General features: G+C 37.0%; 15 protein-coding genes and 1 pseudogene. 6 read left to right on the top strand and 10 right to left on the bottom strand.

Annotation, left to right across the window (positions count from 1 at the left end; all coding sequences use genetic code 11):
* Positions 1-5: 5 nt before the first annotated feature.
* The 5 genes from M2408_RS03525 to M2408_RS03505 form a co-directional block, all read right to left on the bottom strand.
* A complete protein-coding gene (locus tag M2408_RS03525) occupies positions 6-776 on the bottom strand; it encodes a DUF4843 domain-containing protein (RefSeq protein WP_259179307.1) in 771 nt (256 codons plus the stop codon).
* A gap of 4 nt (positions 777-780) precedes the next feature.
* Entirely contained in the window at positions 781-2,199 is a 1,419-nt protein-coding gene (locus tag M2408_RS03520; protein ID WP_259179306.1) for a RagB/SusD family nutrient uptake outer membrane protein, read from the bottom strand.
* 11 nt (positions 2,200-2,210) lie between these two features.
* Positions 2,211-5,525, bottom strand: coding sequence for a SusC/RagA family TonB-linked outer membrane protein (locus M2408_RS03515; protein WP_259179305.1), 3,315 nt, complete (start codon positions 5,523-5,525; stop codon positions 2,211-2,213).
* A gap of 20 nt (positions 5,526-5,545) precedes the next feature.
* Positions 5,546-6,592 carry a FecR domain-containing protein gene (locus tag M2408_RS03510; RefSeq protein WP_259179302.1) on the bottom strand — a complete coding sequence of 349 codons (1,047 nt, stop codon included), beginning with the start codon at positions 6,590-6,592 and terminating at the stop codon, positions 5,546-5,548.
* Between the two features lie 76 nt (positions 6,593-6,668).
* Positions 6,669-7,277 carry an RNA polymerase sigma factor gene (locus tag M2408_RS03505; RefSeq protein WP_259179300.1) on the bottom strand — a complete coding sequence of 203 codons (609 nt, stop codon included), beginning with the start codon at positions 7,275-7,277 and terminating at the stop codon, positions 6,669-6,671.
* A 380-nt stretch (positions 7,278-7,657) separates the two neighbouring features.
* On the opposite strand from M2408_RS03505, the gene M2408_RS03500 reads away from it, so the two are divergent.
* Entirely contained in the window at positions 7,658-8,086 is a 429-nt protein-coding gene (locus M2408_RS03500; RefSeq protein WP_310446239.1) for an ankyrin repeat domain-containing protein, read from the top strand.
* Positions 8,083-8,529, top strand: coding sequence for an N-acetyltransferase (locus M2408_RS03495; protein ID WP_259179298.1), 447 nt, complete (start codon positions 8,083-8,085; stop codon positions 8,527-8,529). The genes M2408_RS03500 and M2408_RS03495 overlap by 4 nt, the downstream gene beginning before the upstream one ends.
* Positions 8,530-8,748: 219 nt before the next feature.
* Here M2408_RS03495 and M2408_RS03490 read toward each other — a convergent pair whose 3' ends face one another.
* Positions 8,749-9,339, bottom strand: coding sequence for a hypothetical protein (locus tag M2408_RS03490; protein WP_259179295.1), 591 nt, complete (start codon positions 9,337-9,339; stop codon positions 8,749-8,751).
* Between the two features lie 241 nt (positions 9,340-9,580).
* Between M2408_RS03490 and M2408_RS03485 the strand changes: the two genes are divergently transcribed.
* Both M2408_RS03485 and M2408_RS03480 read left to right on the top strand, forming a co-directional pair.
* A complete protein-coding gene (locus tag M2408_RS03485; RefSeq protein WP_259179293.1) occupies positions 9,581-9,937 on the top strand; it encodes a hypothetical protein in 357 nt (118 codons plus the stop codon).
* A gap of 218 nt (positions 9,938-10,155) precedes the next feature.
* Positions 10,156-10,932 (top strand): DUF4241 domain-containing protein, encoded by a 777-nt coding sequence (locus M2408_RS03480; protein ID WP_259179292.1) that lies wholly within the window; start codon positions 10,156-10,158, stop codon positions 10,930-10,932.
* Positions 10,933-11,151: 219 nt separating this feature from the next.
* Here the strand turns inward: M2408_RS03480 and M2408_RS03475 are convergent, their stop codons facing one another.
* A complete protein-coding gene (locus M2408_RS03475; RefSeq protein WP_259179291.1) occupies positions 11,152-11,589 on the bottom strand; it encodes a hypothetical protein in 438 nt (145 codons plus the stop codon).
* Between the two features lie 259 nt (positions 11,590-11,848).
* Here M2408_RS03475 and M2408_RS03470 point away from each other — a divergent pair, with 259 nt between their 5' ends.
* Both M2408_RS03470 and M2408_RS03465 read left to right on the top strand, forming a co-directional pair.
* A complete protein-coding gene (locus M2408_RS03470; RefSeq protein ID WP_259179290.1) occupies positions 11,849-12,085 on the top strand; it encodes a hypothetical protein in 237 nt (78 codons plus the stop codon).
* Positions 12,086-12,109: 24 nt separating this feature from the next.
* A pseudogene (locus M2408_RS03465) lies at positions 12,110-12,637 on the top strand (DUF2711 family protein); the annotation flags it as partial.
* A 173-nt stretch (positions 12,638-12,810) separates the two neighbouring features.
* On the opposite strand, the gene M2408_RS03460 reads toward M2408_RS03465, so the two are convergent.
* From M2408_RS03460 to M2408_RS03450, 3 genes are all read right to left on the bottom strand, one after another.
* A complete protein-coding gene (locus M2408_RS03460; RefSeq protein ID WP_259179289.1) occupies positions 12,811-13,461 on the bottom strand; it encodes a hypothetical protein in 651 nt (216 codons plus the stop codon).
* Between the two features lie 10 nt (positions 13,462-13,471).
* Positions 13,472-14,515, bottom strand: a complete 1,044-nt coding sequence (locus M2408_RS03455) for an SMI1/KNR4 family protein (protein WP_259179288.1) — start codon at positions 14,513-14,515, stop codon at positions 13,472-13,474.
* Between the two features lie 124 nt (positions 14,516-14,639).
* Complete coding sequence (locus tag M2408_RS03450; RefSeq protein WP_259179285.1) at positions 14,640-15,227, bottom strand: suppressor of fused domain protein; 588 nt, start codon at positions 15,225-15,227, stop codon at positions 14,640-14,642.
* Positions 15,228-15,470 lie beyond the last annotated feature (243 nt).

Genomic DNA, 15,470 nt, shown 5'->3' with positions numbered 1-15,470 from the left:
TCTGCTTAATTTACATTGGAGCCCATGTTGATAGGCCGGTTATTTTCATCCTTCAGCTCCTGCCCAATGCTACGCATATAATTGATCTGAATCTGAGTTTCTCTTGATATCGCTTTCAATAGATCCCAATCATAGGTCGTAGCCGCCTTTTCGATAGCATCCAGATTCATTTTAGTCACATCAAAGATTAGCTCCACTTTTTTACGTGAAAAAGTTCCCAGATAGGTCTCGATCCAACCATCCCACCAACTCGGTTTGAGTAACATATTGGATATCAATATGCGATAGCTGGACAGATCCATCGTATGGAGGTCTGAGTTTATAAACTGAAAATTTGTATCAAAGCTTTCGTTCTTTTCTAACTTCAATACAACCTGTACCGTTTTGTTGTCAAGGTCCGAAGTAGATATAATTTTAATTGGTAAAACAGCTTTATTTGCTCCTTTCATAACTTTATACTTTTCAGGAAGTAACGCGAAATGTTTACCTTCTACTGCTGTAGTTTTTTCCTTGTTGACGACTACACGAAACGGACGATCCGAAGTACTTACAGTACCAATAAATTCAAGCGGTACACTAACAGTCGTTTCCTTGATATCATTGCCCAAACGTGCAAATGAAATCATAACAGAATCACGGACTTTACCCGTATTGGTTTCGGCATCATAGAAATAGATCTGTGGCGCTGCGCTAAAACTTGTAGGTTCTGACTTTTTACATGCGCCTAGAAAAAGTATTATACAAGTGGCCAGATAGATAATATTCAAAATTTTCATCTTATTAGCGATTATTGGTTTCACTCAATGGCAGTGGTACTAGGTAGTTCTCCAAGGCAATAGGCTTCGTTGAACTATTGGTGGGGTTTGGAACTGATGTTTTTGCCAGTCTTTTATTATAAAAGAACAGTTGTCCCTCACCGTAAAATTCTTTTCTAAACTCGATATCAACTGCTGTAATACGGTTTCCTATAACCACAAGATCAGCTAAGCCCCTGTTGTTGCGGAGCGCATTGAGATAACCCAGGGCTTCACTATCATTGGGAGCAGTCTCCGTCAAGATCAGATAGATTTCACTTTTGCGGATCAGGGGTTGAAAGTAGCGAAAATCCGCACTCTTGTTCTGTACATCCTGAAATTTCACAAAAACCTTTTCGTAGTTTCCTATCGTGGGGGTAAGCCATGAAAAGTATCTGTAATCACTAGTATTTTTTTCAAAGACATTATCCAACGCTGCTTTGGCTGGTACCAAAATGGCATTGGTTGTTAGCGCTGGATTGAAACTCCGATCATAAATCGCGTACATCTGATCATTTTGGACACCAAAAATAATCTCCGGAGAAAAAAGCCGATCAGGATTATCGGGATTGGAAATTATTGTTGTCGGTACAGTCCATTTAAAATACTTATCCAGATCTGAAAGTATACCTTTTGCGGTAAGATAGGCTTCTGATTTCTTTCCAGAATAAAGTTCTGCCCTTGCTTTCAGCGCAAGAACAGCGTAATAGTTCATTCTGCGATTGCGCATCCTGAAAAAATTATCGGTCAATGATTCGTTGGTTTTCTGTACACCTTCCTTGCGCACTGGATCATTTTCCAGTAAAAGCGTTGCTTGTTTGATATCTGCTAATATATTGGTTATAACTTCATTTAAAGGAAGCAACTTCTCGGTTTTAGATGAAGCACTACGCACGTAGGGAATTGATTCTTTATTCGGATCAAGGCTGGGTATAGGACCAAATACACGCAACATATCCAAGTGTACAAAAGCTCGCATCCCAATGGCTTCGCCCAACATGATATCTTTACTGGTTTTATCCATAGCAAATGTCGCTTGTTGTAACTTCTCAATAAAATTATTGACATTTAAAATATTTGCATAGGCCGCTGACCAGATGGTTTCGAATTCTTGTTGGACAGTAGGGTCGGCATATTTATAAGTGAATAATTGCGTGTAGGTATGGGCCGATCCGATATTGTAATATTGCCCCAGGATATCGAGCGTTTGCATTGTCATTTTTCCACCGTACAGTTCAGGTTTTGCCATACGCATATAGATACCATTCAAGGCTACCTGTACAGATTTTTCGTCTTTATAAACTTCTGTCTCCAGGATTTTGTCAACGGGTTTAATATCAAGGAACTTGTTACAAGCAGTAAAACTACAGCATGCTATGAGTCCTAAATAGATGATTTTTTTCATTTTGGTTTTGATTAGAATGTGGCATTAACAGTAAATGAGATATTCCGTGCAAAGGGATAGTCTAGCCCACGCTCCGTATTTACAGTGGATACCCTGAAAATGTCGTTTGCATACGCTGTAAAACGCAGGGTCTGTAGGCCACAATGACTCATCCAGAGATATTTCTGCCTTCTAAATTCATAGCCTAGGCTAAAAGATTCTCCAGAAAGCACATTTTCTTTTTGGATAAAACGTGAAGACATCGGCGTATAATTTTGGATGGCAATACTCTTAAACAATGCCAAATCACCGGGTTGTTGCCAACGGTCATTCAGCGCACGACGGTCTTGATTTAGATCCAGTTGTTGCTGCGAGATATTTTCAACCTTGTTGTAAAGTGCCGTATTGAAGATGGATCCACCAATCTTGTAACGCAAATACATACCCATGGAAAGTCCACCGAGTCGGAATTGGGAACTTAATACGCCCTCACTGATCGGACGTGTGGACCCCGATTTGACGACATCTTTAAAGTCGTAATCGTAGGTTGCATTCCCGTCTTTCTTTTGGAAGACTTCCTGACCATTTGCTGGATTAATTCCTAAAGATTTAACTGCCCAGATGTCATACGGACTATTTCCATCCATATATCGCTGTAATGAATTCTGCTGGTTTAGATAGTTATTGATATTTGTTGTTGCTGCACCAAATTGATCATATCGGGCTTGGTATATATTACTCTGCAGCCCAAAGGTCCAGTTCATATCACGCTCTTTATTTTGCAGAACGGCATAATTTGCGATAAATTCCAAACCTTTTGTCTTCAGTATACCTAAATTTTCGGGATATTTCTGTGTACCTGTCGAAGTCGGTAGGTTCAACGAAATAATCAATGGATCTGTATTTTTAATATAGCCATTCAAAGTCAGCGAAAGACGCTTGTCAAATGCGCCAAAATCAATTCCTAAACTCGTTTGCATCGTCTTTTGCCAAGCCAAGGCCGGATTGCCTAGCTGAACAATATAATCGCCTTGCCCAAAGATATTGCTGGAACCGTCGTATGCATAAACAGTGGTTGATTGGAATGAACCGAAGTTTTGATTCCCTGTATAGCCGATATTGGCGCGAAGACGCAGGAGATTCAACCAGTTTGCTCCTTTTAGAAACGCTTCATTATGTAGATTAATTCCTGCTCCGACAGACCAGAAAGGTGAGTATTTTTTGTCGGATCCAAAAGCAGTAGAACCGTCAATACGATATGTTGCATCAAATAGGTAGCGATTGTCATACACATAATTTGCACTCAAAAGCATATTTGCGCGACGTACCGTTGCCTCATCGTATCCAGCCTTGGTATTTGGCCTTTGCTGATAGGCAAATGAGGGTAAGCCTTTTACACCAGTTGGAAATCCAACCAATTCAGTCCCATAATAGGTCTGAAAACTATGGAATACTTCAGCTCGCGCGTTCGCGGTCAATACATGTTTTTCATTGAATACTTTATTGTACGTAAACATACCGTTCACCTGGTAGTTTTGGGATTCTTGCCGGCTGTCTACATAAGAGCCTTTTTCATATAAGGTGGTATTGTCAAATTGGGTATTGAGCGGAGAAACGAACTTTGTCCCATTGATGACACTCTTACCTAACTGAAAGGAGGTAGTAAATCGTAATTCAGGTAGGATATCATAGTTAAGCGCAAGGTTGTTAATGATGTTCAAATCTTTTGATTTGTCGTAGGAATTCAATGAGGCATTGAAAAAAGGATTGCTGATACGATTGTAATCTCTATTATTATAATCCAAAGCACTCACCTCGATGTATTTGGGTATGTTATCCCCTGTCCAGTCATATTTCCAATAGGGATTAAGCTGTGCATATTGCGTAAATGAACCGTAGGGCGATTCTTGGCCTACACTACCTGAAATAAAAAGCTGATTGCTGATATTAACTTTATTATTACGGTAGGTAAGATCAATATTACTTCCCCAATTTTTGCGGTCAGACCCTTTCATTATCCCTTTTATATTCTGGTAATTAACTCCGACACCATATTGAAAAATGTCGGATCCGCCATCGATATAGAGGGAATGCTTATGGGTAAATCCAGTTTGCAAAGGCTTGTCTAACCAATAGGTATTCACGCCGGCACTAACGTTTTTAAGACGCTCGTTGTAGAGGCTATCCAGTAAAAGTAAATTATCTTTGGTTGGATTATAATCCTTAAAACTACTGGTAAAACGGCCTGATTTTTTTTCAAAGTCTAGCTTTTCTGCCGCGTTCATCAAATTATAACTTTGCAGATCATATAACTGGACACGTGTGTCGGCGGTATAGGAGACTCGTACCTGGCCACCCTTGGGTCTAATAGTTTCAATAACAATTACCCCATTGGCAGCCTGAGCCCCATAAATTGCTGTCGATGCCGCATCTTTTAGAATACTAATCGACGCAACCCGGTTCATATCCAAATCCACCAACTTTTGTAATGTTGTCTGGAAGCCATTGAGGATAATAAGTGGCTGATTTGGATCACTTGCAAAACGATCCCTTACATTATTGAGCGATATACTTGACTGTCCCCGAAGTTCTATTTGTGGAAGAGCGTTTGGATTGGCTCCCATATTAATATTTTCAGGCATAACGATGGACGGGTCCAAGGACTTAATACTTTCGAGAATATTCATATTCCCAACTCGCTTTAATTCCTCACCAGAGATTGTAGCCGTAGCCCCAGTAAACGAGTCTTTTTTTCGATTGATGATACCACTATTGACAATCACTTCAGAGAGCTGGTTAGTTTGTGTGGTTAGTTTGACTACGTATTTCGTCTGATTCTCGTTTAATATTACTGTTTTTGTCCCATAGCCCAAACTGCTTATTGTCAATGATTTCACTCCTTTAGGTAGCGAAAACTCAATAGATCCATTGGCACTTGATTTAAAAGAATCTCCATTGGAGAGCTTCATTGTAGCACCTTCGATAACATAATTGGTTATCTCATCCCGGATCTCGATTTGGATTTCACCGCTTTGCCTGAGGTTGCTTTTCAACTTGAGTGAAATAATACCATCTTTTATCGTGTAAGAGATAGGTTGGTTCTTAAAAATCATAGGAAGAACTTCCTCTATCTTTTTGCCGTCTACACGAATCGATACGGGTTTGGCAGCTTCTATCGTTGAACTACTATAGAGAAAAGAGAGATTTGTTTGCTGCTCAATCCTATGCAGTACTTCTTTCAGCGAACTTTTGTCCGTATTGAGCTTGATCTCTTGAGCCCAAAGGTCAAAGCAATAGCCGTTCATCGCTCCCAACAGAAAGAGCAAGCTCATGCGCTTTTTCATCATACTTGTTTTAAGGTAAATGGTTAGTTGTTTTTAATTACAATATGTTGATCTTTTGTTTCAAAGTAGAGTTCATCCGTTGAGGAAAGCAATGCTAGTAACGTTTTCAACTTATTATCCCGGCGAATTCGTCCGGTTAAACGGATATCCTTTTTAAGATAGCTAAGGTCAAACTCCACATTGTACCAACGTCCAATCTCTAAGGCCATCTCTGAAACAGGTATATTATTGAAGTTGAAATATCCACTTTTCCAAGCTATCGGATCAGCATCAGCGATATCTTTAACTGGAATATTTTGGGCGTTTCTCTGTATAACAGCCATTTCTCCGGGCTTGAGTAGCATGCTGGAAAATTGATTACTAAGTTGAACCGAACCTTCCAAAAGTGATACAAGGTTATCTTCCATGTTTGGGTATGCCCGAACATTGAATTTAGTTCCCAATACTTTGATCTCCGTAGTACCTGTTTTTACGATAAAAGGTTTTTCTTTATTATGTGCGACTTCGAAATAGGCCTCTCCTTCCAATCTCACCTGACGCATATTGCCGGTAAATTTTCTCGGATAATTGATCTTTGAATCCGAATTCAGAAAGACCTTTGTTCCATCGGGTAGGGTTAGATCGAAAGAAGCTCCTTTAGGTGCAGTAATTTGAATGTTTTCAATTTTATCTGCGTTTCCTCCAAGTGTGGCCGTTGTTAAATCATGTATCTCCAGCTCCTCTTTGCCACCATCTATGGATAACAATGCATGCCGAGAAGCGGGTTGAATCATGGCGATATTTAAAGGCTCAGGCTTGTCGTTAATAATGGAATAAGTGCCTATTCCAAGAACTACAAAAAATATGGCTGCTGCTGCCCACTTCCAGATCTGTAAGGATCTGACTTTTGGCTCAGGCTTGATACGAACCATGAGCTGTTTCCAAATTTCTTTCTGGGCCTGTTCTTCATTTGGTGCTTCTTTTAGATCATCCACATGTTTTTGATACCACTGATCGACCACAGCCCTCTCCTGCCGCAGCAACGAATCTTGGTTATAATTTTTAAACAGGAGCCGAAAAAAATCCTTCATAGCACAATTGATTAGTGGTCTTTAAATAGATAAACCGGCAAAGGTGGGCTTGGTAGTAGAAAAAAATAAAAAAAAATTATTGCATCAAGATTAGCAGTAGAATAATGGACATTGTTGAAGGAATATTCAATTCATTTTTTAATAGCTTGATTGCGTTATTGATTTGTTTTTTTACTGTTTTATCTGATATATTAAGCTTTTCGGCAATCTCCTTATGGGAAAGATGTTCATTTCGGCTCAGCTCAAATATCGCTTTCATTTTTGATGGAAATAATGCTATCGCCTGATCTAGCTTTCCTTTAAGCTCGGAGTAATTCATTTGATCGATAGTTGCAAAATCCAATTCTTCAAAACTATTCTGTAAATATTCCTGGTGCTTTTTATGAAGCTTGGCGCGTTCCAGTTTTTTGAAAACCAAATTCTTATTTGCAGTGTATAAGTAGGCAAAAATAGAATCTGAGTCCAATTTGATGTCTTTTATCTTATTCCAAAAATTGAGAAATAGCTCTTGGGTCAAATCTTTTGCTTCTTCTTCATTGTTCAAAATTGCGTAGGCTTGCCTATACATTTTGATCGAATAACGTTGATAAAGAAATTCGAATGCGGACAAACTACCTCTTCTCACCTCTTCTATGAGTTCCTTATCGGTAGTATCACTGTTCGGAATTTTGGTTGTCCTTTTCATAATCAACCAAATTTATTAATTCTTATTCCATTGTCCAAAGAATTCTGCTTTTCAATAAAAAAACTGATTTATCAAGTTCATATCTAATACGTTACATAAAATAAAAGAACTTTATGCTAGCCCGTTGTTAGACAAAAATTATAGCGACTGAAACTTATTGCTTTATCAATTGACCTCCTCCCAAAAAACTGGAGTAGTTAAAAGTAGAAAATTCGGTGACGAATTACTAATTTTAAAAGGGAGGCAAACCATTAAAAGACTTAAAGATGGAATTTACAGAATTATTTAAAATGATCTACGAAAATGACATTGATACATAAGAAAAAGCAAGGTCAGAAGGTGTTTATTTCTGCAAAACCGATGCGTATGACCAGAACAGTCTGCTTATAGCATATGCGGGTTCCGGATATGACAAAAGGTACCAAGCGGAAGATCTGATAGATTTTCTTTTACAATGTGGCATTGACATAAATCATAAGCGGAATAAACGTGGCGGTGAACTTGCAGCTCTGCATGTAGCCGTTTCTAAAATGAACTATCGAATTGTAAGCCACTTAATTGATAACGGTGCAGAAATTGATATCCGTGAAATAAATGGGAATACCCCTTTATGGATAGCTGTAATGAATTACCGCGGTCAGGAGAATATGATCAAAATTATAAATCTTCTTGTGTCAAAAGGCGCTTCGCTGGATTTAATCAATTATCATGACCGTTCTGTCAGGGATATTATAAATACTATCGGAGGAGGAATCGATGCTGGGCATAATAAAAAGGAATGGGATCTGAGACATCTGCTAAAAATATGATATTGGAAATCAAATACAGACCCGCATTAAAAATTGACCTCAAGTTTTTGTTGGGTCTCAGGATCCAGACGATGAATCCGCATTTAATTGCTAGTTCCTTACCGGTCTCTGATGAGGCGCATTTACAAAGGGTTGAATATCAATTTGAACATGCCACAATAATTGAGATAAATAAACGTGACATAGGTCTGCTAAAGGTCCACAGACAAGCAAATAACATAGAACTGATACAAATTCAGGTGGCCCCCTCCTACCAAGGCAATGGAATCGGTAGGAGAATATTGAATGATTTGATAAAGGAAGCTATTGAATCAGAGAAATCGATCACATTAAGTGTCTTAAAAACCAATCAGGCAAAGAATCTATATTTAAGCGTGGGTTTCAAGATTGTTGGCGAGACTGATGACTCCTACCTGATGTTGTTTGAAAACTATTGTCCTTGAGAAAAGGTTTTGTAATACTTAAAGAAATTCTTTTGCGATCTTTTTCTATATTAGTTGGCATAAATTGCAGTCTTAAAAACTTGAATTAGCTTTTTGGCTTCATTTCGAAATTTGGCCAAAAGCTACATTGGGTCAAACAGACCGTCATAAAAATGCTGAATTTTTAAATTCAAGATTTTCACCTGCGTTTAGCCAATACTATTTTAGCCGTAGTGCTATTTATTTTTCAAATTTAGAATTTTTCCAGGCATCAATCATCTCTTTTCCACATTTTGGATCGGTAAACATAATATTAACAGTAAATTCCTTTTTATCAAACAGTTTACTGTACATAATTATATCCAAAATCTGATTATTAGGCAAATAAATTTTTGTTTCATATTTGTAGAAAAACAGGCTGTCAATTTTTTCAGTTGAGCTTAAAGTATCAATTCGTGCATTCGGCATATTATCTCTAAAAGTCTGATACAGTGCATGGTTTACATTTCTATTATTTTCACGATAATCTCCATCAATATTTATATCAAAAGGTTGATAGTTTGCCTCAAAATAATTCATATCGTCAGTCTTAAATACAAAAATGGTCTTGGCTTCATTTATTACCTCTTCTCCTGTCGTTTCTTCAAGTGCATTTTCCCCTTTTTGCTGTTTTTCAGCCCATTCTTTTGCACTTACCTTTGTAAAGTCTTTTGGAATTTGAATTGACCATTTAAAATCCTTATCATAAAATTTTGTATCCGTTTTTTGACCACTACAGTTTTGTAGAAGTAGTAAAATTATTGCTAAAAAAGCGTAAATATTTCTTGACATATTATTGGTTAAAGTATTACAGCTGACACCCAAATATACGTAATTTGTCCAATGAGAAAAAGTTTGAAAAAACGCTAAGAGTTATGATCCTTGGATAGCACCAAAAGTAAGACGGACAATCCCTTAGAGATCTTTTTTAGGTTCTATTTGAAGAAGCTTATTAAGATTATAATTAGCTAATACAGCTATTTTTTATATTTTTATTGTTAGTATTTAGAGAAATAACCGCTCACTTTTAACGATGAAAAGTATCACGAATTCAATCACATCTTCTCATTATATACAGAGTTTATCATTTGATTACATTGAAACCTACTCTCTTCAGCGCGGAAATGAATATATCGCTGCGCTGCAAGTGCTAAAACCAGAACGTAACAGGTTAAAAGTGAGAAAGGAGAAATGCAATAATCTCACCGAAACCGAAGAATTTCGACTGAGCGAATTGGACGCGCTATTAAGTGTAACACAATACTTAATTGATGATACAGGTCGATTTCATTTTTCTAGTCAAAGAATCAATACTTTTCACTATGATAATGAGACTGTCAGTCTACTAAAGAATATTTTTCTTGCGAAAACAACTGACGTGTCCCATTAGATGTGTGCTCCTATTTACAGGGATGCTATCGTGTTCTACAAAAGTTCGGGCGAAATTATATCTGCTTTGAATATCTGTTTAAGTTGTGAAGCAATGGCGATAGGTAGTTCCAGTCAGGTTGTCGCTGATAGTAGCTCATATGAAATGCTCAGAAAGTTATTTAAGGAAATAGGTCATCCTGTAGAGTCATGAATTAAACAAAGATAATTATATTCCCTATGTGCAGAAGTATAATAACAATATGTATGGTGGCCATTGCGCTATTTTCGTGTAGTTCGAAAAACAAGGCTCCAAGTAATAATAACGATATCCTTGCACCAACAACCGAATTTGACCTGACTGATACGATCCCGAAAATAACCATTCAAGACAGCACTCTGGCATTCCCAAAGATATTTGAGGGTAGTTTCGCGATGGACACAAAAGTAGCGCAATTCGGCACGGAAATAACGTTTGACAAGGTAGCTGCAGGAAATCTAAAGGTATCATCTGGTCACATTATCGCTACTGATCCCGTTACCTTAAGTAATGCGATTGCTTTTAATGAGAAGTTCCCTATTGGCGAGTTCCCGGTCGAATTGGCAATGGCAAATATCAACGCCAATAAGGATCGAAGGGTCGCATTTGCACGGGTAAAATTCTCCGAAAAGCCGATCCGTAAATGGGAGTTTGCGTTATTACCTGGACAGGCTCCCATCCCCCTCAACTCCAAAGAAATCTATGGATATGGAGTAGATGCAGGACTAGGTCTTTTCGTTGATCAGGTAGCAAAGGATAGTCTGAATACGCTGCTCGATAAAAATTGGGACAATATGTTCTCCGAAAAATTCGAGCATTATTTAAATTACAGCTTTCAGAATCAAAATGCCGTCTTCTTCTCCACTGGGTATGGAGATGGTTTTTATGCTACTTACATCGGAAGGGACAGCGAGGGTAAAATTTGCCAGCTGTTGACTGACTTTGATATTGTACTGTGGCGGAATGTTGCAAAGTAGCGCATGTACCTTTCATGATTCGTCAAAATTTCTAACCTCTTCCCTACTAAGCCATCGAAAGGTGGCTGGCTCATCTGATAATACCTCAATCGCATTGTCTAAATTGTAAATAACAAAATGTTCGATATTTTTCCTTTCTAAAATGTCATAACTTCCCTGTAACCCATTCATATTATGGCTAAATTATCAGACTGTTCCTTAATATTACACGTCGCCTATTTATAGTATTCTTTCTTTTTCTAATGGAGTATTAAGGCTTATTAAATTGCCTGCTTCATCATAAAAATTATAACGTTCAAACTGACAATCTTCCAATTTATAGTTTTCTCCATTAATTATAGAAAAATACTCCCCATTCTTAATTTCGCCCATATTTAAATTAAGTACTGAGACACCTTTTTCTATCTGCTGCCGCCATCCTATTAAGTCTTTTGAATATGACAGTCCATAAAAATGTCTGCCATCTGGAGTAATTATAATAAAATTTTCGCTTAAAACACCTCCATTTTGCGGAATTAAAGGTTTATTAGCAGAAGCAACCATGTTGACAAAATTATCCTTTGTGATTTTTCCATTAATACTTTGAATATTAATATATCTGTATTCCCTAAAATCAAATTCTTCTTTCCCTGGAAGACGTAGGTTTTCTATTTTCATAATAACTAAGGGGTTATTTCAAATCTTACATTAGTTATACCATTTTGCTTAAAGACCTGTGAATAATGATCAGCCAATTCTTGACGATTTGTGTGATATATAACTTCATTTTTTTATCACCCAAAAATTACAAATAATTGTTGTATTTATTTTTTGTGGACCGCATATTTATATTATCGGAAAATAACTAATGAGATCAAGATCTGGCTCTTCTCCAATTTTTAGATCTCTACAAAATTACATATTTAATCAATATCTTATGAGAAACATATTTGACGACGAAAAGTTATACCCTTATGAAGGGGCTATAAAAGAGCATTTCAAAGATCATTATGACACCGTATTCATCGCATTGCTCCCCTTCTTTCAACTTGACAGAGAGGAAACTGATAAAACTAATCTAAAAAAGTCTAAGCTACTATCGCATGAAGAAGCGTTGAAGAAAATTGATTTTTTAAAAATACTTCCGGAGGCGCATAGAGCAATCTATAGTTAGGACAATGGACGATATCCTGCCGATGAAGATATTTTTAGGGGGGCTAAAGCGATATCTTGGAAAAATATCGTGAATGGCTCAACCCTGACGGACTATGCGGAACTTAATATTGCAATAAGGACTTCAATAGGTGGGCTAAACCGAAATTTTACTAGACCGGAGCTCATGGAAAAGCTTAACAATTATACAGACAGCGAAAGTATCTACCACCCGACCGAAGGTGCCTTTGGTATGCTTTCAAAGATGGACATCTACAAAGCTTTCAAACTCCAGGGAAAGAAACAGATCATGATAACTGACGAGTTTTATGAAAATACCACAACTGTGGATCTTGATCGATTAACGGAATATGAATTCTGTGATGAGATTGGCGGTAAAGATTATTACCTGTACTCGGCTGATAAAGAAACTCTGTTTACCATTGAGTGGGATCGCTTCTTCTTTTTAATTGCAACGGATCAGAATAAAATGGACCAGCTTATCGCAAGCAATTTGTTTGAAGGTTTTTTCTGTAATGACAATACTGATCATTATTGGGAATACACCACTTAGAGATAAAATAAAGTATAGCCCGAAAAAAGGTCTATGCCTGCCCTATCGTTTGATATTCATTCTTGAGTATATAGCTCAAAACCTTTACAATATCAACTAATGTCTTGAATTTGTTATCAGCCAGTTCAAACTGCCGATCAGCAAACCTGATGCAAGACCTATTTTTATAATAATTATTCTTTTCGCCATTCAATCCCGGGATACATTTCTCCTGTTAATAAGTAAAACTGCAGTATTTCTAAACCATCTTTATTATCAACAAGCAATGCCGTAGGGTACTCATCCCTTTGTCCATTTGTCAATATAAAGTCTTTAATTTCAATAGTTGTCCCTTTCGGATTATGCGTAGTGCAACCAGCATCGCCGTTGAATCGGAGATATATTGCAAATGAATGAGTTGAATTTCTCAATAATATAATTGTAGTTTCAGCATGTCCACTAAGGGTATATTCGACAAATGCAGTTTCATGAAACTGTGCAACCACAGTTTTTAATTCTGCCAACGTAGTGACGAAAAATTCCTTTCCATTGACAACCAAGCTTAGTGCTGTAGGATTTGAGAGAACTTCAATCCCATTGAAAACACTTGAAACATTTTCCGTTTGTAACACAAAATTTTGGACAGCATTTTTTTCGTCCTCATTGTCAGTGATGCCACTTATTGAAATCGCATGGTCTGCTGTAGCAGAAACACTCAGATTGCAAATATGAAATGAGCTCGAAATCTTATCGCTGATATCTCGTGCTTGAAGAAAAGCCTGTCTGGATTTTATAATTTTTTCCTTAAGTTCATCAGGTAAATGGTCGAATTCAGTTGTATCCATAGTGTCAATATTATTTTTCCGCAATTTCTTTTAAAAAGGTTAGGAAGTTGTCTGCATATAATTCAAATTCCCACTCACCACTCCCGTGTATACTTGTATAAATTGGTGCATCATTTTCTGTTATTTCATTAATGTCTATGCAATACGGGTCAGCTCCTGCATCAGCAATTACAACAAAATTCTTTGGCCAATCCTCAACTGATTTGTTGGTTACCGGATTAAATGAATAGCCTTCCTGTCTATTTATCAGATCAGAAGCTCCATATAAATGCAAACCTTGAAAGTATCTTTTGTTGTCAATAAATACGTTTAAAGGCGAGTAGTTTTTAAGGAATAACAAATAATTTTCCGGTAATTTCCATTTTTTCTTTATATTTAAAATGTCGGTTTCGTCTGCAATTACTAGCCAGTTTGTCGGGTTTGATAGGTCTCGGTTTTTAGCTCTTTGTGCTTCGAGTTTTTTGTTAAGTTTTGAAGCGATTTTTTCAAGTTCTGTTTTTGGGTTTTCTAGCGAAATATGAGTTTTCGGTTCAGGATAGCCACCACCGTCTTGAAAGCCATTTTTCTGCCAGATTTCTATTTCTTCTATTCTTAAATCTGCTACTTCCCAATGTCCTGGGTCTTTAGGTAGTTGTCGGTCAAAAGCTTGTTTGCTAAATAATGAGATACTTTTAATTGCTTTTGCACGGATTGAAGTATTAAAACTTTCGTCTTTTAGAATTTCGATTAGTGCCGGAAATGATTTTTTGCCGTTGGTTTTTAATAGCCCATCAATGCCCCAATAGGTTAATTCAGGCTGAGTGATGCACCATTCGAAAAAGTCAGCGTAGTTAGCTTCATCTTCGTTTACAAGTTCTATAATATCAGTCAGTAGAAAATTTCGCCAATGCAAAATTTGTCCATTCCTTGCGTAATCTGTTAAGATATTCAAAACATATTCTCTGTCAGTTGATGAATATTTTTTCAACAACTTTTCTGTCAGTTTAGAAAATTTAACCCCATCTGTTTCATCAACTATTTGTTGTCTTAATTTTTGTAAGATTTTGTCTGTCATAAAACTACTATCAAAGTTTAGGACGCTTTTTTATAAGTTGTAAATTATATCCGTCTCGGCGTCGTTAAACATAATTTGTATAGGATTTTTTGAATTTGATTTCAAAGCAAGTAATTGATTTACTTTATCCAGAAATTCGCTCCCTATGAATATTATAAAGGTCAAATTTAGGATGTTTCCAAAATTTCTCTAATCCAAGTGTGGAGATAACATCGATCTCCGTTGCATATATGGGGTAAATACCTTTAATATAAATATTATATCCGGCACCAATATCAATATTTTCATAGCTTCTCTTGTCTCTAAAAATGGAGGGCGCAAATACCAAAAAACCGTCCATTTCGGAATCGTTAGCAATCTTTTCCCCAAAATTGATAGGGTTTCCATAGGAAAAAGGGCATTTATTTCGTAGCCAGTTTGCTAAGTAACCCGACACTCTCCCCCAGGCAAAGTCATCTGATCTTACTGTTAATGTAAGTTCAGGCCTTCCATTTCGCCAATCGGGATGATGTCCCAAGGAAAGACCATATGTAAATGATGTAATCATGCCCTTTTCGGGTATATTCTCGTACACAATTGTTGTAACACCCGGAAGATCTTCATCTAAACTGTCTTCTTTAAACAAAAGTGGTGTTTTCTTAAATACACTATTCAAATGATTTAAGTATCGCTCCGCAGGTGTTGCCTTTTTTTGAAATAGTTTCTTGAACATTTTTTCATTGCCCGTTTGTAATGCTGTCCCTAATAGTCAACGTGTCTGTAATATAATGAAGTTTCAGCAAGAAATAAAAAAGAATTTCTACCTTTAGATCGTGTATTCCATAATTTCTGGTCATGTTTTTTTTTGAATCTTAAGTGTAAACAATTTGTTCCACAACAATATTATTCCAGAACGTAAGTAAGTTTTTCCTCATGTTCCAGATGACCTTTGCTGAGCTGGATATCTTAAAGATCG

Origin of the sequence: Sphingobacterium sp. BIGb0165 (assembly GCF_024810095.1) — a bacterium.
GTDB lineage: Bacteria > Bacteroidota > Bacteroidia > Sphingobacteriales > Sphingobacteriaceae > Sphingobacterium > Sphingobacterium detergens.
Note: the sequence above shows the minus strand (reverse complement) of the source record. Positions and strands in the feature narration are given on the sequence as shown.

Bases quoted from the DNA above. Each gene is read 5' to 3' on its own strand.
- M2408_RS03525 (WP_259179307.1), bottom strand. From the start codon at position 776: ATGAAAATTTTGAATATTATCTATCTGGCCACTTGTATAATACTTTTT.
- M2408_RS03520 (WP_259179306.1), bottom strand. From the start codon at position 2,199: ATGAAAAAAATCATCTATTTAGGACTCATAGCATGCTGTAGTTTTACT.
- M2408_RS03515 (WP_259179305.1), bottom strand. From the start codon at position 5,525: ATGATGAAAAAGCGCATGAGCTTGCTCTTTCTGTTGGGAGCGATGAAC.
- M2408_RS03510 (WP_259179302.1), bottom strand. From the start codon at position 6,592: ATGAAGGATTTTTTTCGGCTCCTGTTTAAAAATTATAACCAAGATTCG.
- M2408_RS03505 (WP_259179300.1), bottom strand. From the start codon at position 7,277: ATGAAAAGGACAACCAAAATTCCGAACAGTGATACTACCGATAAGGAA.
- M2408_RS03495 (WP_259179298.1), top strand. From the start codon at position 8,083: ATGATATTGGAAATCAAATACAGACCCGCATTAAAAATTGACCTCAAG.
- M2408_RS03490 (WP_259179295.1), bottom strand. From the start codon at position 9,339: ATGTCAAGAAATATTTACGCTTTTTTAGCAATAATTTTACTACTTCTA.
- M2408_RS03485 (WP_259179293.1), top strand. From the start codon at position 9,581: ATGAAAAGTATCACGAATTCAATCACATCTTCTCATTATATACAGAGT.
- M2408_RS03480 (WP_259179292.1), top strand. From the start codon at position 10,156: ATGTGCAGAAGTATAATAACAATATGTATGGTGGCCATTGCGCTATTT.
- M2408_RS03475 (WP_259179291.1), bottom strand. From the start codon at position 11,589: ATGAAAATAGAAAACCTACGTCTTCCAGGGAAAGAAGAATTTGATTTT.
- M2408_RS03470 (WP_259179290.1), top strand. From the start codon at position 11,849: ATGAGAAACATATTTGACGACGAAAAGTTATACCCTTATGAAGGGGCT.
- M2408_RS03460 (WP_259179289.1), bottom strand. From the start codon at position 13,461: ATGGATACAACTGAATTCGACCATTTACCTGATGAACTTAAGGAAAAA.
- M2408_RS03455 (WP_259179288.1), bottom strand. From the start codon at position 14,515: ATGACAGACAAAATCTTACAAAAATTAAGACAACAAATAGTTGATGAA.
- M2408_RS03450 (WP_259179285.1), bottom strand. From the start codon at position 15,227: ATGTTCAAGAAACTATTTCAAAAAAAGGCAACACCTGCGGAGCGATAC.